This is a genomic window from Actinoallomurus iriomotensis (genome assembly GCF_030269445.1).
Lineage (GTDB): Bacteria > Actinomycetota > Actinomycetes > Streptosporangiales > Streptosporangiaceae > Actinoallomurus > Actinoallomurus iriomotensis.
In genome coordinates this window covers 333,561-352,083 of record NZ_BSTJ01000005.1, presented here as the reverse complement: position 1 = coordinate 352,083, position 18,523 = coordinate 333,561, and the positions used below count along the sequence as shown (strand labels likewise).

17 protein-coding genes are annotated in these 18,523 nt (G+C 70.0%); 10 read left to right on the top strand and 7 right to left on the bottom strand.

The genetic code is table 11. The features are described from left to right. Positions 1–94: 94 nt before the first annotated feature. A complete protein-coding gene (locus QSK37_RS22495; RefSeq protein ID WP_285624442.1) occupies positions 95–838 on the top strand; it encodes an SDR family NAD(P)-dependent oxidoreductase in 744 nt (247 codons plus the stop codon). 234 nt (positions 839–1,072) lie between these two features. Here QSK37_RS22495 and QSK37_RS22490 read toward each other — a convergent pair whose 3' ends face one another. Beyond that, positions 1,073–1,837: a sporulation protein gene (locus QSK37_RS22490; protein ID WP_285624439.1), complete on the bottom strand. Its 765-nt coding sequence runs from the start codon at positions 1,835–1,837 to the stop codon at positions 1,073–1,075. Between the two features lie 125 nt (positions 1,838–1,962). Here QSK37_RS22490 and QSK37_RS22485 point away from each other — a divergent pair, with 125 nt between their 5' ends. Next, the gene (locus QSK37_RS22485) at positions 1,963–2,181 is read left to right on the top strand and encodes a hypothetical protein (RefSeq protein WP_285624437.1); all 219 of its coding nucleotides are present in this window, start codon (positions 1,963–1,965) and stop codon (positions 2,179–2,181) included. After that, positions 2,169–3,209: an MFS transporter gene (locus tag QSK37_RS22480; RefSeq protein WP_285624434.1), complete on the top strand. Its 1,041-nt coding sequence runs from the start codon at positions 2,169–2,171 to the stop codon at positions 3,207–3,209. Before QSK37_RS22485 ends, QSK37_RS22480 begins: the two co-directional genes overlap by 13 nt. 39 nt (positions 3,210–3,248) lie before the next feature. Here QSK37_RS22480 and QSK37_RS22475 read toward each other — a convergent pair whose 3' ends face one another. Together QSK37_RS22475 and QSK37_RS22470 are read right to left on the bottom strand one after the other, a co-directional pair. Further along, on the bottom strand, positions 3,249–3,779 hold the full coding sequence (locus QSK37_RS22475) for an HIT family protein (protein ID WP_285624432.1): 531 nt from the start codon (positions 3,777–3,779) through the stop codon (positions 3,249–3,251). A 164-nt stretch (positions 3,780–3,943) separates the two neighbouring features. Further along, on the bottom strand, positions 3,944–4,156 hold the full coding sequence (locus QSK37_RS22470) for a hypothetical protein (protein WP_285624430.1): 213 nt from the start codon (positions 4,154–4,156) through the stop codon (positions 3,944–3,946). 447 nt (positions 4,157–4,603) lie between these two features. Here QSK37_RS22470 and QSK37_RS22465 point away from each other — a divergent pair, with 447 nt between their 5' ends. The 5 genes from QSK37_RS22465 to QSK37_RS22445 all read left to right on the top strand — a co-directional run bounded on the left by QSK37_RS22465 (position 4,604) and on the right by QSK37_RS22445 (position 10,596). After that, a complete protein-coding gene (locus QSK37_RS22465; protein ID WP_285624428.1) occupies positions 4,604–5,341 on the top strand; it encodes a DUF6892 domain-containing protein in 738 nt (245 codons plus the stop codon). A 127-nt stretch (positions 5,342–5,468) separates the two neighbouring features. After that, positions 5,469–6,464, top strand: a complete 996-nt coding sequence (locus QSK37_RS22460; RefSeq protein WP_285624425.1) for a tyrosine-type recombinase/integrase — start codon at positions 5,469–5,471, stop codon at positions 6,462–6,464. 267 nt (positions 6,465–6,731) lie between these two features. Next, a complete protein-coding gene (locus tag QSK37_RS22455) occupies positions 6,732–8,027 on the top strand; it encodes a cyanophycinase (protein WP_285624423.1) in 1,296 nt (431 codons plus the stop codon). 86 nt (positions 8,028–8,113) lie between these two features. Then, positions 8,114–8,983 carry a crotonase/enoyl-CoA hydratase family protein gene (locus QSK37_RS22450; protein ID WP_285575581.1) on the top strand — a complete coding sequence of 290 codons (870 nt, stop codon included), beginning with the start codon at positions 8,114–8,116 and terminating at the stop codon, positions 8,981–8,983. Continuing rightward, positions 8,980–10,596, top strand: a complete 1,617-nt coding sequence (locus tag QSK37_RS22445; RefSeq protein ID WP_285624420.1) for an AMP-binding protein — start codon at positions 8,980–8,982, stop codon at positions 10,594–10,596. Before QSK37_RS22450 ends, QSK37_RS22445 begins: the two co-directional genes overlap by 4 nt. Before the next feature lie 4 nt (positions 10,597–10,600). Here the strand turns inward: QSK37_RS22445 and QSK37_RS22440 are convergent, their stop codons facing one another. Next, positions 10,601–12,109 (bottom strand): MutS-related protein, encoded by a 1,509-nt coding sequence (locus tag QSK37_RS22440; protein WP_285624418.1) that lies wholly within the window; start codon positions 12,107–12,109, stop codon positions 10,601–10,603. After that, positions 12,106–13,344 carry a MutS-related protein gene (locus QSK37_RS22435; RefSeq protein ID WP_285624416.1) on the bottom strand — a complete coding sequence of 413 codons (1,239 nt, stop codon included), beginning with the start codon at positions 13,342–13,344 and terminating at the stop codon, positions 12,106–12,108. The genes QSK37_RS22440 and QSK37_RS22435 overlap by 4 nt, the downstream gene beginning before the upstream one ends. Here QSK37_RS22435 and QSK37_RS22430 point away from each other — a divergent pair. Then, on the top strand, positions 13,336–13,479 hold the full coding sequence (locus QSK37_RS22430) for a hypothetical protein (RefSeq protein ID WP_285624413.1): 144 nt from the start codon (positions 13,336–13,338) through the stop codon (positions 13,477–13,479). The two genes, QSK37_RS22435 and QSK37_RS22430, sit on opposite strands and share 9 nt — an antisense overlap. 204 nt (positions 13,480–13,683) lie before the next feature. On the opposite strand, the gene QSK37_RS22425 is transcribed toward QSK37_RS22430, so the two are convergent. Further along, the gene (locus QSK37_RS22425) at positions 13,684–15,174 is read right to left on the bottom strand and encodes an MFS transporter (protein ID WP_285624411.1); all 1,491 of its coding nucleotides are present in this window, start codon (positions 15,172–15,174) and stop codon (positions 13,684–13,686) included. Between the two features lie 139 nt (positions 15,175–15,313). On the opposite strand from QSK37_RS22425, the gene QSK37_RS22420 reads away from it, so the two are divergent. Continuing rightward, positions 15,314–15,853, top strand: a complete 540-nt coding sequence (locus QSK37_RS22420; protein WP_285624409.1) for a GNAT family N-acetyltransferase — start codon at positions 15,314–15,316, stop codon at positions 15,851–15,853. Positions 15,854–15,937: 84 nt separating this feature from the next. Here the strand turns inward: QSK37_RS22420 and QSK37_RS22415 are convergent, their stop codons facing one another. Continuing rightward, positions 15,938–18,331: an ATP-binding cassette domain-containing protein gene (locus QSK37_RS22415; RefSeq protein WP_432705583.1), complete on the bottom strand. Its 2,394-nt coding sequence runs from the start codon at positions 18,329–18,331 to the stop codon at positions 15,938–15,940. Positions 18,332–18,523: the final 192 nt, after the last annotated feature.

The following is an 18,523-nucleotide window of genomic DNA, read 5'->3' as shown; positions in this document are numbered from 1 at the left end:
GAAGTCCTAGCGTCGTGGTCATGAGTGCTTCGACATTGCCAAAGACCACCGCCGGCGAGCGAGGGCGGGCCGTTCCTAGGAGGGAGGTATCCCGATGAAGGTGCTGGTGACCGGCGGGACGAGCGGACTGGGACTCGCCATGGCCTCCGCCCTGGCAACGGCGGGAGCGACGGTCGCGCTGACCGGCCGATCCGGCCGGCATGCGAGCTCAGTCGCCGCGAAGCTGCCGGGTGCGGTCGGCATCGAGCTGGACGTGCGCGACGAGTCGTCGGTGGCCAAGGCGGTCGACCAGGCGTGGTCACGGCTCGGCGCCATCGACATGCTGGTGAACAACGCCGGGATCGGCATGCGCACGGTCAACCCGCGCTTCATGACGCACCCACAGGGGTTCTGGGAGGTGCCGGCCAGCAGCTTCCGTGCGGTGATCGAGACCAATCTGACCGGCTACTTCCTGGTGGCGCGCGAAGTCACGCCGCGGATGCTGGCCGCCGGCGGCGGCCGCATCGTCAACATCTCGATCAACGAGTCGACCATGCACCGAGCCGGGTTCGTCCCCTACGGGCCCTCGCGTGCCGGCAGCGAGGCGCTGTCGCGGATCATGGCCGCCGACCTGCGGTACACAGACGTCACCGTCAACCTGCTGCTGCCCGGGGGTCCGACCGTCACCGGGATGCTTCCACGCGACGCCGTGCCCGAGGGTCGGGAGCTCCTGGAGCCCGCGGTGATGGGCCCGCCCATCGTCTGGCTGGCCTCCGACGACGCAGCCGACGTGCATGACGAGCGCATCGTCGCCGCCGAATTCGAGCGCTGGCTGCGCGACAGGAACGACAGACGGTGAGGCGGGCCTGACGCTCCCGCCCTTGACCGATCTCGAACCGGTCCCCGACGGCACCGCCGAACAGCAAGAACAGCGCAGCGTGGAGGCGAGCACTCCGGCGAGCCAGGCGAGGTAAAGCGGGGGAGCCGTCCCCGGCCGGACGGCGATGCCTCAACAGGCGTCATGATCGGACACCGTAGGGGGAGGGACGGACAGCCGAGACGGGCCCGGGGGAGCGGCCCGTCCGCCGAACGGTCAGCGATGCACGATCTCGCGGATCCAGCGCTGGATCTCCGCGGACCGGTCGACCCGGTCGAGGTCGTGGTGTGCCGCGACGAAGCGGCGGGCGGGAGGTTTGTCGTTCCAGTACCGCCCCTCCGGCGCGGCAGACCGGACGAACACCTCGCAGCCGACCGCGTTGGTGAGGAAGACGACCTCCAGATCGCCTGGTCCGCCGCCGGTGGGACCGCGCTCGGCGAGCGTGAACGACTGGTGGAAGTCGAAGATCTGGTCCGCCGCGGGCACGCGTTCGCCTACGAGCCGGCTGGACGGGAAGGTCCAGCCCGCCGCCGCGAAGGCGTCCATGATCGTCTCGTGGAGGGGGAGTGCGGCGACGTGGATGAGGTCATGGTCCGCGTCGTCCTGCGCGTCCTCGTCTTCGAGCAGGGTCCGTAGCCTCACCAGCGGTCCCAGCGCCTGCCCGGCCAGCTCGGTGATCGGGGTCTCCCAGGGCAGCCGCATCGAGAAGCGGACCCGATGCTCGCATCCCTCTGGCACGACGAACGGCCCGTCGAGGTACTCACAGCCGATCTCGTCGGTCTCGGCCTCACCGGTGTCCAGATGCGCGTACTCGGCGACGGCCCGCAGGACGACGGTCTCCACCTGGACGTCCTTCCCGACGGCCCGGAGAACCACCTGCCCCGTGAAGGTGTCACCAGGCCGGACGACCCCGGTGAGCACCTGCGTGTCGACCTCGACCGCCTCGCCGCCGGTCCATTTCCGCAGACCCTTGAACATCATGGGCCACAGCCTCCCTGAGATCGCTCAGGTCCGCACACCATCCACCTCGCCAGGTGCGGGCGACGCGCCAAATGAGTTGAGACGGGTTGACCGCTCACGCCATCGTGATGCGCACGTTCCGGGGAGTGGGGGCAGAGATCATAGGTGGCGGTGGCTCGTATCGGAGGGCGCTGGCCAGCCCGGGCGCGCTGCGGTTCTGCGCCGCGGGGCTGGCCGGGCGGATGCAGATCGGCATGGTCGGCCTCGGCACCGTGCTGCTGGTCGCCTCGATCACGGGCCGGTACGGCTGGCGGGGGAGGTGGCCGCGGCCGGGTCGGCCGGATATGCGCTGGTGTCACCCCTGACCGCCCGGCTCGCCGACCGGTTCGGCCAGGGCCGGGTGCTCCCGCCGCTGACACTCTTCTACGCGGCGTCAACGGCCGGTCTCATCGCCTGTGTGCGACTCCACGCACCGGGCTGGGCGCTGATGGGCTGCAGCGGACTGGCCGGCGCCGCCACGCCGCAGCTCGGCTCGATGGTACGGGCCCGGTGGAGCGCGCTCCTGGGCGGCTCGCCGCTGCTGCAGGCCGCGTTCTCGCTGGAGTCGGTGGCCGACGAGGTGATCTTCGTGACCGGACCGGTGCTGGTCACCGTGCTGGCCACCGAGGTCCATCCGGCGTCGGGGCTGGAGCTGGCGGCGGCCACGTGCGTGGCCGGTTCGCTGCTGCTGGCCGCGCAGCGTGCCACCGAGCCGCCCGTGATCCCAGCGGGGGCGGGGCGCGGTGTCCGCAGGCAGTTGCTGCCCGCGCGGGGCCTGGTCACGCTGGCGCCGGTGGGCTTGTTCTTCGGCGCGATGCTCGCCGCGATCGACCTGGCCACCGTCGCCTTCGCCCAAGAGCACGGGCACGAACCGCTGGCCGGTTTCCTCCTCGGCGGCTACGCCCTGGGCAGTGCGGCCAGCGGGCTGTGGTATGGATCGCGGACCTGGCGCGCCTCGCTGCGTCGCCGTTTCACGCTGACCCTGGGCGCGGCCGCGGCGGGAACGGCCACGTTCTGGGCGATGCCCGGACTGACCGTGCTCGCCGTGGTGATGCTCTGCTCCGGGCTGGCCGTGTCACCGATGCTGATCAGCGGGTTCAGCCTCATCGCGCGACAGGCGCCGCCGAATCGGCGAACCGAGGCCATGTCCTGGCTCACCTCGGCGATCTCGGTCGGCACTGCCGTCGGCTCGGCCGCCGTCGGCCAGGTCATCGACACCGCCGGCGCCCGCGGGGGATACGCCTGCGCTGCCGCCTGCGCCGTCGCGGCCCTGGCCACCTGCCTGTTCGGGCTCAGCAGGCTCAGCGTCCCCAGTCCCGCGCCGGCTCCGATCGCCCACGCCGACATCAGGTGATCGCTCGACGGGCGCGGGGGAGCGGAAGGGGTGCCGGCGTCACTGATCGTGGCCGGCCATCGCCGCCGCGATCCGTGCGGCCAGCTCCGCCCGCTCCTTGGCGGGGATCTGCAGGTAGTCAGGCCGGTTGACGGCGTTGAACTGCTGTTCTTCGAAAGGGACCCCGGGTGGCAGCGGGACCACGTGCCAGTGGACGTGGGCGACCCCTTGGTGGCTGCCGAAGCTGAAGACGTAGAGCCGTTCCGTCGGCACCAGAGCGGTGATGGCCCTGCCGAGGCGATGGATCCGGCGTTGGAGGGCCACGTAGTCATCCTCGGTGAAGTCCGCGACGACGCCGGTGTGATGTTCACGCGGGGCCACCATGGTGTAGCCGAGCAGGCGTGGCGTGCTGGGGAAGAGGACCACGCACAGCTCATCCTGATAGATCAGGGCGCCCGGCTCGCTGTTCTCGTCGTCGACGAGGTCGCAGATGAAGCAACGTCCAGCGCTGTTGTCGGCTTGAAGGCGAGCAGCGTACTGAGCCGTGTCAAGAACGAGCCGGGGGTACTCGTTCGACGTCCACTCGTCCATGTCAGTGCAAATCGGTACGAACTTCCTATACCGGACAGAATCCATCTTCTGTTCGGTATAAGACTCTGCCGGCGAGCGCCCGGTCGGGTGGGGAATGCCAGGCGCGGGGACAGAATACCTCTGGCGCGCGGGTACCTGGCGTGGCGGCCGAACGTCTGGCGGAATCAAAGGCGGAAGGCGCCGTCCGTATCCACCGGCGTTCCATGGAACATGTGTGCGACGACCCCTGAATGTCCGGCGAGCCCGCCGGCCACGTCGGTGCCCGCGAGCCGCGCATCTCCGGCGCGACGCACGGTGTTCCCGTACGCCGGACGCGCCTCGTGCGGCCTGGACCCGATCCGGGCCGTGATCAGCGCGGCGGCCTCGGAAACCACCACGTTTCATGCATAATTTATATTATGCATGAAAGAAGGGTCGCGGGTTGTGCGGTGTCCACGCCCCCTTCCCGGCTGTTAACGGGCGTCGACGATGGGCGCCATTTCGCTTACGCGTCCCCCGGTCGGGAAGTTCCAGGACAGGTCGGCGACCGTGACTCCCGGGTAGCTCTCCCCGCAGGAAGTCGTTGCCCGTGGCCTCGATGCCCAACCTCGTGGAGTACTGGTTGACGAACGCCGACCACGGCCCCGGACCTGCTAGACCGACCCCGTCCCCGGCCTGCAGCCAGACCATCGCAATCGCTGGGAGAATACGTGCCCTGACGATACGTGCCGCTACCAGTAGAAGCTGCGGGCCGCTGACATGGCTCCCCCGGTGGTTGACGGCCGTCGCATGGGCGCTGTTTCGCCGTTCCTTCGACGGAGGTCCTGAGGCATACGGTCTCACCCATGATCGCGAATGCGCTTGCTGCTCTCGAGGACCGGAATCTGCGGCTCGCGGTGCTGGACATGCTTATGGCGACGAAGGTGCTGCCTCCCTTTGATATCGACGAATTCAACCGTGCGCATGCCGGTGACGAAGACGACGACGACCGCGACTACAGGTACCGCGATGAGGTCGCCGGCGCGTTGCTCGACATCCCCGTGACCGCGGAGCAGTGCGCGTCGGTGCGCGAGCTGGTCTGGGAGGCGGGGGGAAACGAGGTCGTCTACGCCATCTGGACCTTCTGGGATGGGGAGACCGACGAGTTCCGCATCGAGTCCCTGGAAGGGATCGACACGGTCCTGCCGGACCTGGAGTCGCTGTCCGTCGGCGACGGCGCGGTGAGCGACCTCACTCCCCTGGCCGGCTGCGCCGCACTGCGACGGCTGAGCCTGCGCGGAGGTGGAGCGGTGACCGATGTCGGGCCGCTCTCCGGGCTTGGCTCGCTGCGGAAACTCGAGTTGGAGTACCAGAACGTGCGGGACCTGCGGCCGTTGGCCGGGCTGACGCTCGAATACCTCAGCCTTGACGGCGAGCCCGACGCGGACCTCTCCCCCTTGGAGAGCCTGACGTCTCTGCGGACGCTGCGCTGCCGGCGTATGTGCTACACCGCGGGAAGCGAGGCGCCGATCCTCCGCCGGTTCGACAACGCACGTGTCATCGAGGTGCTCGAACGGCGCGGCGTCGACGTCGAGGTGCGCTGAGCGGCGGCCCCCGACTCACCGCCGCCACGCTGGCTCGGGGGTGTGATCAGTGGGAAAATTCGTGCCTCGGTGATACGTGTCGCTGACAGTGGTTTGGGCGTCCCCTGGGCGGTGTGGGAGGTGGCCGGTGACGTTGTTCGTGGACGCGAAGGCGGAGTTCTTCTTGTCGTTGCGGCCGGCGAAGCCGGCGGCGGGCACGCTGGCCGGTTATGACAGTGATCTGCGGATCATCGGTGGGATCGCGGCGCGGTTGTGCGATGTTCCGCCGGCGGAGCTTCGGGTGGATCGGTTGTCGGGCCGGGTGTTGCGTGCGGCGTTCGCGGAGTTCGCCGATGATCATGCGGCGGCGAGCATTCTGCGGGCGTGGTCGGCGTGGAACCGGTTCATGAATTTCGCGGTCGCCGAGGAGCTGGTGGAGGGCAATCCGATGGCGGCGGTGCCGCATCCGAAGGCGCCGTCGAAGGCGCCGAAGCCGTTTCAGGGTGATGGGACGGCGCGGACGCTGCTGGAGCGGATCGCGGCGGGCGCGCGGGAGGCGCGGGATCCGTGGGTGGAACGGGATCTGGTGGCGTTGGCGTTTCCGCTGGTGACGGGGGCTCGTTCGGCGGAGATGCTGGGGGTGACGCTGGGGTCGTTCGGTGGCTCCCCCGGTGATCGCCGGGTGCGGTTGACCGGTAAGGGCGGTAAGACGCGGAGTGTGCCGGTGGAGGGGCCGTTGGAGCGGCTGGTGGATGCGTATCTGCTGTCGCGGATGGAGCGGTTCGGGCTGTCGGGTCTTCCGTTGAGCGCTCCCCTGCTGGTCGATACGAAGAATCGGCCGTTGCGGCGCGGTGGTCTGCAGTATCTGGTGGCGCAGTGTTACCGGTACGCGGGCGTGCATGATCGGGTGTCGCGTGGTGCGTTGGTGCATACGCTGCGGCATGAGTTCGCGACGCGGCTGGCGGAGAACGGCGCGTCGGCGCATGAGTTGAAGGAGCTGCTGGGGCATTCGTCGATCGCGACGGGTCAGCACTATGTGGAGTCGACGGCGCGTGAGTTGCGGATGGCGGCGGGTTCGAGTCCGGCGTACGGGGTGCTGGAGTCGTTGTTGAGCTCCTCTCCCCCGGACGCCGCGTCGTCGTGAGTCGCGCTCGGCGGGCGCCTGTGACGGCAGAGCACGATAGGTGCCGGTGAGCGTGCGCCACATCGCTGTGGCAGAGTGCGCAACACGTGTTCTGACCTGCGCTTATGTCGTTTTTCGCGGGTAGGCTGAAGCTCGCCTCACCGCGCGGCGACGTTGCCGCGGCCGGTGGATACGCGTACCTGACGGTGACGACCCCGCCCGCAGTGCCGTGTCAATGGTCCAATGACACCGGTCGGCTTCGGCCGCACATCCCGGATGAGACCCCTGATGAAACGACTGCTGATGTTGTCCGCGGCTACCGTTCTGGCGGCGACGATGACCACCACCTCCCCCGCGTCCGGCACCACCGCGGCGCCGCGTCCGAGCGTCGCGCCGCACGGCACCTTGATCATGGTCGGTGGGGCGTTGTCGGATGACAACGCCGAGATCTACCGGCGGATCGTCCAGGACGCGGGCGGCGCGCATGCCCGTATCGGTGTGATCACCGCGGCGTCCCTTCCGCCGAGTCAGGACCCGCAGGCCGGCCGGCTCGGCGCGGCCAACAGCGTCACCAACGGTCGTTTCTACGTCGACATCCTCAAGAGGTACGGTGCGGGGTCGGTGCAGTGGATCCCCGTCGATCTGGATCATCCGAAGGCGGCCGACAGTCGTGAGGTCGCCGCGCAGGCCGCCTCGATGACCGGGTTCGTCTTCGGCGGTGGTGATCAGTATCGGCTGGTCACGACGTTGCTGCACGGTGCCGCGCACACCGACACGCGGTTGATGGCCACGATCCGGGCCCGGTACGCGCAGGGTGCGCTGGTCGCGGGCAGCAGTGCCGGCGCGCAGATCCAGTCGGGGCCGGACATGGTCACCGGTGGGGCCAGTTATCAGGGGCTGCGTGATGGGAGCCGTGTCGGCTATTTCGATGACGATCGGGTGCTGGCGGATCTGCCCGCGGGTGGCTTTGGCTTGTTCACCGATGGTCTGATCGACACTCATTTCTCCGCGAACGGGCGGCTGGGGCGTGCGGTGCGTCTGGCGGCCGACACGGGGCATCGGCGTGTGTTCGGGCTGGATCCGGACACGGCTTTGGAGGTGCGGCCGGCGGGTGGTGGTGGTCGTACGCTGCGGGTTCTGGGTCGTCATGGTGTGTCGGTGGTGGATCTGCGGGCGGCCACGGTCGGTTCCCGTGAGGGGCGCTGGTCGATCGGCGGGGTGCGGTGGAGTTATCTGACGGACGGCGCGGTCTACGATCCGGCCGCGTGGAGGGTGCGGATGCCGTCTGGTGCGGTGCCGTTGGCGACGGCGGATCGTGCCGCGGCGTCGCCGGTGGAGGATGTGTTCGACGCCACGGTGGCCGACCATGAGCGTTTCTCTCTTCCCCGCGCGGCGGTCGATCTGGCGGGGGCGGCCCGGTCGGTGACGGTCGTCGGGCACAGTTACGAGACCACGCCGGTGTATGCCGTGGTGTTGCGTAAGACGGGTGGGTTCGCCGCGTACCGGGTGGGGGCGGCTGTGGCGTTCGTCGGGTTGACGGTGGAGATGTACGCGTTGCCGGCGTCGGCGGCGGTGGCCCGCTGATCGGCGCGGGGTGGATGGCGCATAATCTCCGTGTCCGCCCGCTCTGACGCCGTACCCGTACGACGCTAATCGAATAAAGGGAGCCCGTGAGCGACACCGTCCGTTATGAGACGAAGGACCGCAAGGCGTACCTGACCCTCAATCGTCCCGACCGGCTCAACGCGATCGACGATGAGCTCGCCCGTGCGCTGCCGCGTGCGGTGGAGCGCGCCGATGAGGATCCGGAGGTGCACGTCATCATCGTGCGGGGTGCCGGTCGCGCGTTCTGTTCCGGTTATGACCTGAAGGACTATGCCGAGGGCGGTGCCGGGGCGCAGGGTGAGGCCTGGGATCCGGTCAGGGACTACCGGATGATGAAGCGTCATACCGATGAGTACTTCTCGTTGTGGCGTTCGTTGAAGCCGACGATCGCGCAGGTGCACGGGTACGCGGTGGCGGGCGGCAGTGACATCGCCTTGTCGTGCGACATGGTGGTGATGGCCGATGACGCCCGGATCGGGTACATGCCGTCGCGGGTGTGGGGGTGTCCGACGACGGCGATGTGGGTGTACCGGCTGGGTGCCGAGCGGGCCAAGCGGATGTTGCTGACGGGTGACACGATCGATGGCCGGCAGGCCGCGGAGTGGGGGCTGGTGCTGGAGTCGGTGCCGGCTGAGCGGCTGGGTGAGCGGGTGGAGGCGCTGGCCGATCGGATCGCCGGTGTGCCGGTCAATCAGCTGGTCATGCAGAAGCTCATGATCAATCAGGCGTACGACAACATGGGGCTGCAGGGCACTCAGATTCTGGCGACGCTGTTCGACGGTATCGCCCGTCACTCCCCTGAGGGTCGCTGGTTCCAGCGGTTCGCGGCCGAGCACGGTTTTCACGAGGCGGTCCGGTGGCGTGACTCGGGCCGGTGGATTCCCGAGGGTGGCGGGCCGGTGCCGTCCGCGCGTGATCTGGAGGATCCGCGGTGATCACCGAGTCGTACTGGGCGGCCGACACGTCGCGGCCGGTGCTGGAGTTGACCGCGGGTGAGCTGCTGCGGCGGGTGGCGGCCGCGGATCCGGGTCGCGTGGCGCTCGTCGAGGTGGCTCCGGCGGGGTCGGCGCTGACGGGTGCGGCGCGTACGGATCGCCGGTGGACGTACGGGGAGTTGCTCGCGGACGCCGAGCGGGCGGCGGCGTGGCTGGGCAGCCGGTTCTCCCCTGGTGAGCATGTCGCGGTGTGGGCGCCGAATGTGCCGGAGTGGGTGATCCTGCAGTATGGCGCGGCGCTGGCGGGGGTCGTGCTGGTGACGGCGAATCCGGCGTTGCGTGAGGCGGAGCTGGAGTATGTGCTGCGTCAGTCGCGCAGTGTGGGGGTCGTGCATGTCGACGCGTTCCGTGGCACGGACATGGCGGCGATCGTGGCGGGGGTGCGTGACCGGCTGCCGGATCTGCGGGAGACGGTGAGTCTCACCGGGTGGGCGGAGCACATCCGGGGTACCGCGGCGCGGCAGTTGCCACGGGTGCGGCCCGGGGATCCGATGCAGATTCAGTACACCTCGGGGACGACGGGTTTTCCCAAGGGCGCGGTGCTGCACCATCGCGGGATGGTGACGAACGCGTCGTATGTCCTGGCGCGTGCGGGTTTTCCGCGGGGTGGGGTGTGGGCGACGGCTCTGCCGCTGTTCCATACGGCGGGGTGCGGGTTGTCGGTGCTGGGGACCGCCTCGTTCGGGGGCACGCTGGTGCTCGTCCAGTCGTTCGTGCCCGAGCTGGTGCTGGGGGCTTTGCAGGAGTGGCGGGCGGATCTGTTCGCGGGGGTGCCGGCGATGTATTCGGCGCTGCTGGCGTATCCGGGTTTTGATGGGTTCGACCTGAGTGGGTGCCGGATTCTGGCGTCGGGTGGGGACGCGGTGCCGGCGGCGTTGGTGGAGGCCGCGGAGCGGCGGTTCGGTGCGCGGTTCACGACGGTGTACGGGCAGACGGAGCTGAGTCCGATCCTGGCGCAGACCGGTACGGATGACGGGGTCGCGGATCGGCGGGAGACGACGGGGCGGCCGTTGTGGCAGGCGGAGGTGAAGATCGTCGATGGGGCGGGGGCGGTGCTGCCGGTCGGTGTGGAGGGCGAGATCCTGGCGCGCGGCTATCAGGTGATGCACGGGTATTTCGCGATGCCGGAGGCGACCGCGGCGGTGGTCGACGCGGACGGGTGGCTGCGGACCGGTGATCTGGGGGTCATGGACGGGCGTGGTTTCCTGCGTGTCACGGGCCGTCTCAAAGACATGATCATTCGTGGTGGGGAGAACATCTATCCGCGGGAGATCGAGTTGGTGTTGGCCGGTCATCCGGGTGTGGCGGGCGCGGCGGTTCTGGGGGTGCCCGATCCGGAGTGGGGTGAGCAGGTCGCCGCGGTGATCGTGCCGGCCGGGCCGGTGCCGGCGGCCGCGGAGCTGCACGCTCATCTGCGGGCGGTGCTGGCTCCGCACAAGACGCCGCGTCACTGGTATGTCGCGGACGCCATTCCGGCCAATGCGATGGGCAAGGTGCAGAAGTTCGTGTTGCGGGAGCGGATCGGCGCCGGGGAGCTCGCGGTGCTGGCCTGAGCGTTCAGGTGTCTTCGGCGGGCGGGTTCAGTGGTTCGCCGAAGACGCGGGCGTACAGGTCGGCGGCGTGGGCGGTGGGTGAGGGTACTCCCGGGATGAGGCGGAACGGGCGTTCGCCGTCCTGGCCGCGTGCGGCGCCGAGGAACAGGCTGCGCGCGGGCCGGTCGGTGCGCATCCGGTGGGCGAAGTCGTACAGGTGGGTCACGAAGACGACGCGGATGCCCAGGTCGGTGAGGGCCCGTACGATCTCGGCGGCGATGGTGGAGCCTTCGCGTTCGTTGGTGGACATGAACGACTCGTTGCACAGGACCAGGTCGCCGGGGTGGAGGGCGTCGGCGATGGCGCTCATGCGGATGAGTTCCTCTTCGAGTTTGCCGCTGGACATCGTCTGGTCCTCTTCGCGCCGGAAGTGGGTGTGGACGCGGCCGGTGATCGAGGCGGTGAGGGCGCGGGCGGTGACGAACATTCCGCTTTGCATCATCAGGTGGGCGATGCCGACGCCGCGCAGGAAGGTGGTCTTGCCGCCCCCGTTCGCGCCGGTGATGACGATGAGGTCGGTTTCGTCGGCGGTGATGTCGTTGCCGGTGACGGGTCCGTGGTGTCGCAGGGCGAGGCAGGGGTCGTACAGGTCCTGGGCGGTGAGGGCGTGGTCGGCGGGTGGGCGGGGTGTGGGCAGGCAGATCGGCAGTCCGCGGTCGGTGAGTGTCTCGGCGAGGTTGAGGCAGCCGATGTAGAAGCCGAGTTCGTCGCGTAGGGCGGTGAAGAAGCCGCGGACGTCGTTCGCGGCTTCGGTCGCGGCGTCGGCGATCACTTTGAGGACGCGGCCGCGGAAGGAGGTCAGGACGCGCCAGTCGTCGTCGTAGCCGGGGATGGTGTAGGTGAGGCGGGACCGTTTGAGGCGTCGCCAGGTGGCGGAGCCGCGGCCTTTGGCGGGTGGTTCCCGCAGGCGGAAGCCGGTGCTGCCGTTGCCGTCGCCGAGGTGGGCGGTGGCGATGACGCCGTGGTCGAAGTCGATCCGGCGCACGAGCGCCTCGAGTTCGGTGAGGTAGTCGTCGGTGAGCTGGTCGCGGATCGTTTCGAACAGGCGGGTGAAGGCGGCCGAGCGGAACCGTGGTGCGTGGGCGGCGGTGAACGCGTTGAGCGTCCGCAGGTGGCCGCAGAGCAGTTCCAGGGTGCGCAGTGACCGGTTGAGGAGCACCTCGGGGTTCCTGGCGCCGGCGCGGGTGCCGGCCTGTCCGGCGGTGTCCGCCGCGTCGGCCAGGTCGTACAGGGCGCGGGCGGCCGCGGGGTCGCGGAGGCAGTCGCCGAGCACGTCCTGGCGGTGGGCGATGGCGGCCGGGTTGGTCAGCGGGGTCAGGGTCGCGGTCCGGGCGATCAGGGCGAGTCGGCCGTCGCCGCGTGCCATGCCGGCCCACAGGCCGGGCAGTTCCAGGTCTTCGATGAGGTCGTGAAGGGGCGCGGTGTCGGCGGCCGGTGCGAAGTCGGCGTCGGGGAACATCAGCCGTGGTCTCATCGGCTGATCCGGGCGGTGAGCCGGGCGTAGGTCAGTCCGTGTTTCTCGGCGATGGCGAGGGCGTGGGCGTGTCCGTCGGCGGCGCGGCGCAGGAGTTTGTAGGTGCGGGTGCCGTCGTCGGTGACGGTGCTCACCACGCTCACCGCCTTGGGGTCGAGCCGGGACAGTTCGTCGAGGAAGCTGACCCACAGGCACGGTGCGTCGAGGCGGGACAGGGCCGTGAGCACGGCGGTGCTGAGGGCGCGGGCGTCTTCGGTGGTGGTGGAGGTGAAGATCTCGTTGAGCACGATGACGCTGTCGGGGGTGGCCTGGTCGAGGATCCGGCGCATCCGCAGGAGTTCTTCTTCGAGTTTGCCGGTGCGGCCGGTCTCGGTCCGCGGGTAGTGGGTGAGGATCCGGTCGGGCAGGAAGAGGCGGGCTTGGCGTCCGGGGACCGGGCAGCCGAGGGCGGCGAGGTGGTGGAGCTGGCCGAAGGTGCGGGCCAGGGTCGTCTTGCCGCCCTGGTTGGGTCCGGAGACCAGCAGGATCCGTTCGCCGTCGCGTAGTTCGATGTCGTTGCCGACGACGTGCCCGCCGGTGCGGGTGAGTGCGGCGGCGAGCGCGAGGTCGAAGGCGTCCTGGGCGAGCATGCCTTTTTCGGTGGTGGAGACCTCGGGCCGGCAGAACGGCAGTCCGGTTTCGCGCAGGGGGGCGATGAACCGCAGGTAGCCGAGGTAGAAGCGGAGCTCGCGGTCGATCCGGGTGAGTCGCTCGTCGATGAGGGCGGGGTTGGCGGTACGGAAGGCGGCGAGGTCGGCGAAGACGGCGGGGTGCAGTTCGGCCACGAGGTCCAGGACGCCGGCTTCGAGGGTGTCCAGGCTCATGACGGTGGGCGGTTCCGGTGACGGGGCGGGCGGCTCGGCGGGTGGCCGGTCGGTGCGGAACCGGGCGAACGCGGCCAGGACCTGGTCGGCGAAGTCGAACCGGTCGGTGGGGTCGTGCGCGGCGATGGTGATCGTGTCGCCGCGTAGGAGCAGGTCGTAGTGGACCTGGGCGAGCCGGTCGCGTAGCCGCCGGGCCCGCTCCCCCGGTTCGGTGAACCGGGGGGTGGCGGTGTGCGCGGCGAGGTCCTCGCGCAGGGCCCGCAGGCCCCGCGCGGTGGCGGTGCGCAGCCCGTCGAGGAGCCGCAGAACGGTGGTCTCGTGCTCCAGGACGATGTCGAGGAACCAGCGGTTGGACTGCGGGGGGTGTTTCATCCGCTGGATGAGTTCGAGGCGTCGGCGGGTCCGGGCCATCGCGGTGGTGAACCGTTCGGCGGCCTGGTGCAGCTCGGGTTCCTGCAGGTCCTGGAAGACGTCCTGCCGGAAGGCGATGAGGGCGGGGTCGCGTAGCGGCCGGTGGAAGTAGGTTTCCAGGTTCGCGCCGTGGTGGTCGCGGGCGATCGCCTCGATGACCTGGTCGAGGTTCAGGTCGTGGAGGTGTTCCGGTGCGGGCTCGGGCGGGGTCTCGTGGTGGGTGAACAGGAGGCTGCGTATGGTCTTTCGCCTTTCGCCGGGGCGGGTTTCGCGGGGGCGGGTTTCGCGATGGAATTGGGATTATCGCTCAGGGGCGGCGGCGGGGACGGCGGTGTGGTGTGCCGGGCCGGTGTCGACGCCGTCGAACAGTGCCGCGGCCCGGGTGGCGGTGTGCCGGGCGCGGTGTCCGGTGCTGATCAGTCCCAGGGTGAGGATGCCGGCGCCGAGGCCGAGCATCAGCCACCACACGCGGTGTTCGGCGCCGGTGTAGGCCGTTCCGCCGCGGGTCAGGGCCGGTCCGACGGCCGTTCCGGCGATCGCGACGCCCAGGGTGACGCCGGTCTGGCGGCCGGCGGAGGCCAGTGAGGTGGCCACCGCGGTCATCGAGCGGGGCATCCCGGAGACCGCGGTGTTGGTGATGGGCGGGTTGACGGTGCCCAGGAAGACGCCGAACAGCAGGTAGGCCGCGAGGACGGCCGGCAGCGGGGTGGCCGGTCCCAGGCCGAGTGAGGCGACGCCGCCCAGGGCCAGGGTCGCGCCGGCGATCACGAGGGGTACGCGCGGGCCGCGGGTGGCGACCAGCCGGCCGGTGAGCGGGGACAGCACCAGCACGAGCGCGCCGACGGGGAGCAGGCACAGCCCGGTGGTCAGCGCCGGCAGGCCGCGTACGTTCTGCAGGTACTGGGTGGTGACGAACAGGAACGCGCCGAACCCGCACATCGCCAGCAGCGCCATCGCGATGGCGGCGCTGAAGGGGACGCTGCGGAACAGGCGCAGTTCCAGGAGCGGGTCGGCGCGGCGGGGTTCGTAGGCGAGGATGCCCAGTGCGGCGAGGGCGGCGACGGTGAGCAGGGCAAGGATGACCGGTGAGGTCCAGCCCCGCGTCGGGGATTCGATGGTCGCGTAGACGACGCCGCCCAGCACGAGGATCATCAGGGTCTGGCCGACCGGGTCGAACCGGCGTGCGCGGGCGGCGCGGGACTCGGGCACGTACCGGGCGGTGGCGGTGATCGCGGCGGCCACGATCGGCACGTTGATCCAGAAGATGGAGTGCCAGCCGAGGCCGTCGACGAGGGCGCCGCCGAGGATGGGGCCCAGTGCGAGTGCCAGGCCGGTCATCGAGCCGAACACGCCGATGGCCCGGACCCGTTCGGCGGGGTCGGGGAACGTGGTGGCGACGATCGCCATCGCGACCGGGTTGAGCATGGTGCCGCCGGCGGCCTGCAGGGCGCGGGCGGCGATGAGCCAGCCGATGCCGGGTGCCAGGCCGCACAGGAGGGAGCCGAGCCCGAAGGCGGCCAGGCCGAGCTGGAAGACGCGGCGGCGGCCGATCCGGTCGGCGGCGGATCCGGCCAGGACGAGGAAGCCGGCGAGAACGAGGGTGTAGGCGTCGACGGTCCACTGCAGGCCGGGTGTCGAGGCGTGCAGGTCGGCGCGGATCGCCGGGAGTGCGACGTTGACGATGGAGATGTCCATGACGGTGACGATCATGCTGGTGCAGCAGATCGCGAGGACGAGGAGACGGCGTCTGCGGCTGCCGGCCGTGGTGTCCGGTGGCGTGGGGGTGCTCATGAGCCACGACGCTAGGATTTAGAGCGCGCTCGAAGTCAACGTAGGGCCGGGATCGGGGGGCCACTCCCCTGCCGGGCGGGTTCCCGTGGCCGTGACCCGCCCTTTTCGGGTGTTCTTCAACGCCGATAACGTGCGGGCCATGAGCAGCAGTGCATGGTTCGACCGTCCGTCGCTGGCCGGAGAGCACGTCCGCCTGGAACCGCTCGGGCCCGAGCACGCGGAGGGGCTGTACGAGGCGGGCCGGGACCCGCAGGTCTGGCGGTGGCTGAACGTCCGGCAGCCGGCCGACGTCGCGGAGATGCGCCGCATGGTCGAGGCGGACGTCCGCGCGGTGGACGCCGGCCGGCTGCCCTGGGTGCAGATCGACCTCGCGACCGGGCGGGTCGCCGGCACGACGTCGTACTACGACATCGAACCGGCACACCGCGGCCTGAGCATCGGGCACACCTGGATCGGCGCCCGCTGGCAGCGCACGGCGCTGAACACCGAGGCCAAACTCCTGCTGCTGGAGCGGGCGTTCGACGTGCTGGGTGCCATCCGGGTGGGCTGGCACACCCACCACCGCAACGAGCGTTCCAGCGCGCCATCGAACGTCTCGGCGCGCGCCGCGAAGGGGTGCTGCGCAGCCACCGCATCCGGCCCGACGGCTCGGTCCGCGACACCGTGTGCTACTCGATGATCGCTTCGGAGTGGCCCGCCGCCCGTGACCGGCTGCGGGCCCGTCTCGCCTCCACCTGACCTGCCGTACGGGGCCGGTCGTGGTTCAGGCGCCGACGTAGGCGGCGAGGTGCTCGCCGGTGAGGGTGCCGCGCGCGGCGACCAGGTCGGCGGGCGTGCCCTCGAACACGATCCGGCCGCCGTCGTGGCCCGCGCCGGGACCCAGGTCGATGATCCAGTCGGCGTGTGCCATGACCGCCTGGTGGTGCTCGATGACGATGACGGACTTGCCGGAGTCGACGAGGCGGTCCAGCAGGCCCAGCAGCTGCTCCACGTCGGCGAGGTGCAGGCCGGTGGTCGGCTCGTCCAGGACGTACACGCCGCCGTCGGCGGCCATGTGGGTGGCGAGCTTGAGCCGCTGGCGTTCACCGCCGGACAGGGTGGTGAGCGGCTGGCCGAGGGTGAGGTAGCCCAGCCCGACGTCGGCGAGCCGGGTGAGGATCTTGTGGGCGGCCGGTGTGCGGGCGTCGCCGGCGCCGAAGAACTCCTTCGCCTCGGTCACCGGCATCGCGAGGACCTCGCTGATGTCGCGGCCGCCGAGGTGGTACTCCAGCACCGACGCCTGGAAGCGGCGTCCCTCGCACTCCTCGCACGTGACGGCGACCCCGGCCATCATCGCCAGGTCGGTGTAGACGACGCCGGCGCCGTTGCAGGTCGGGCAGGCGCCTTCGGAGTTGGCGCTGAACAGGGCCGGTTTGACGCCGTTGGCCTTCGCGAACGCCTTGCGGATCGGGTCGAGCAGTCCGGTGTAGGTCGCCGGGTTGCTCCGCCGCGAACCGCGGATCGCGCCCTGGTCGACCGACACCACACCGTCGCGGCCGGACACCGACCCGTGGATCAGCGAGCTCTTGCCCGAACCGGCGACGCCGGTGACGACGACGAGCACGCCGAGGGGGACGTCCACGTCGACGTCGCGCAGGTTGTGCCGTGAAGCGCCGCGGATCTGCAGTGTCCCCGACGGTTCGCGCACCGTCTCTTTGAGGGCGGCCCGGTCGTCGAGGTGGCGGCCGGTGGTGGTGCCGCTGGCCCGCAGGCCCTCGACGGTGCCCTCGAAGCAGACGGTGCCGCCCGCCGTACCGGCGCCGGGCCCCAGGTCGACGACGTGGTCGGCGATCGCGATCGCCTCCGGCTTGTGCTCCACGACCAGGACGGTGTTGCCCTTGTCGCGCAGTTGCCGCAGCAGGTCGTTCATCCGCTGGATGTCGTGGGGGTGCAGCCCGATCGTCGGCTCGTCGAAGACGTAGGTGACGTCGGTGAGCGAGGACCCGAGGTGGCGGATCATCTTGGTGCGCTGCGCCTCACCGCCCGACAGCGTGCCCGAGGGCCGGTCCAGCGACAGGTAGCCCAGGCCGATGTCGACGAAGGAGTCCAGGGTGTGGCGCAGCGCCGTCAGCAGCGGCGCGACGGACGGCTCGGCCAGCCGGCCGACCCATTCGGCCAGGTCGCTGATCTGCATCGCGCAGGCGTCGGCGATGCTGATCCCCTCGATCTTGGAGGAGCGGGCCTCCTCGCTGAGCCGGGTGCCGTCGCACTCGGGGCAGGTGGTGAAGGTGACCGCCCGCTCCACGAACGCCCGGATGTGCGGCTGCAGGGAGTCGACGTCCTTGGACAGCATCGACTTTTGGATCCGCGGGATCAGGCCCTCGTAGGTCAGGTTGATGTTGTCGACCTTGATCTTGGTCGGTTCCTTGTAGAGCAGGTCGTTCAGCTCTCGCTTGGTGAACTTCTTGATCGGCTTGTCCGGGTCGAAGAACCCGCAGCCGGTGAAGATGCGGCCGTACCAGCCGTCCATGCTGTACCCGGGGATGGTGAGCGCGCCTTCGTTGAGGGACTTGGCGTCGTCGTACAGCTGGGACAGGTCGATGTCGTTGACCGAGCCCCGGCCCTCGCAGCGCGGGCACATGCCACCGGTGATGCTGAAGCTGCGGCGCTCCTTCGTGGTCCGCCCGGCGCGCTCGAGGGTGACCGCGCCCGCCCCGCTGATCGAGGCGACGTTGAAGGAGAACGCCTGAGGTGAGCCGATGTAGGGCTTGCCGAGCCGGCTGAACAGGATCCGCAGCATCGCGTTGGCGTCGGTGGCCGTGCCGACCGTGGAACGGGGATCGGCGCCCATCCGCTGCTGGTCGACGATGATCGCGGTGGTCAGCCCCTCCAGGACATCGACCTCCGGCCGCGCCAGCGTCGGCATGAACCCCTGCACGAACGCGCTGTAGGTCTCATTGATCAGCCGCTGCGACTCCGCGGCGATCGTGTCGAACACCAGTGAGCTCTTACCCGACCCCGACACCCCGGTGAACACCGTCAGCCGCCGCTTGGGAATCTCGACGTTGACGTCCTTGAGGTTGTTCTCCCGCGCGCCGAGCACGCGGATCAGGTCGTGACTGTCGGCGGCGTGCGGCGCAGGCGACTGCGGGGTGTTCGTGCTCAATCCTGTCTCCATCTGTCGGGCGGAGCCGCGTTCGCGGTCTCCGTCGGTGTCGCCTGGCTCGATCTGACCAGCCTCGACGAGCAGTATGTCGGTTTTTGTGTGCTTCGACTCACGGGGCCGGGGTCGGACCCTGCGGTGACGCCGGGGGCGGGGCGGCGCTCTTCGATCCTGTGGCGGCCACGCTAGCGTCGCCTCCACCGCGCG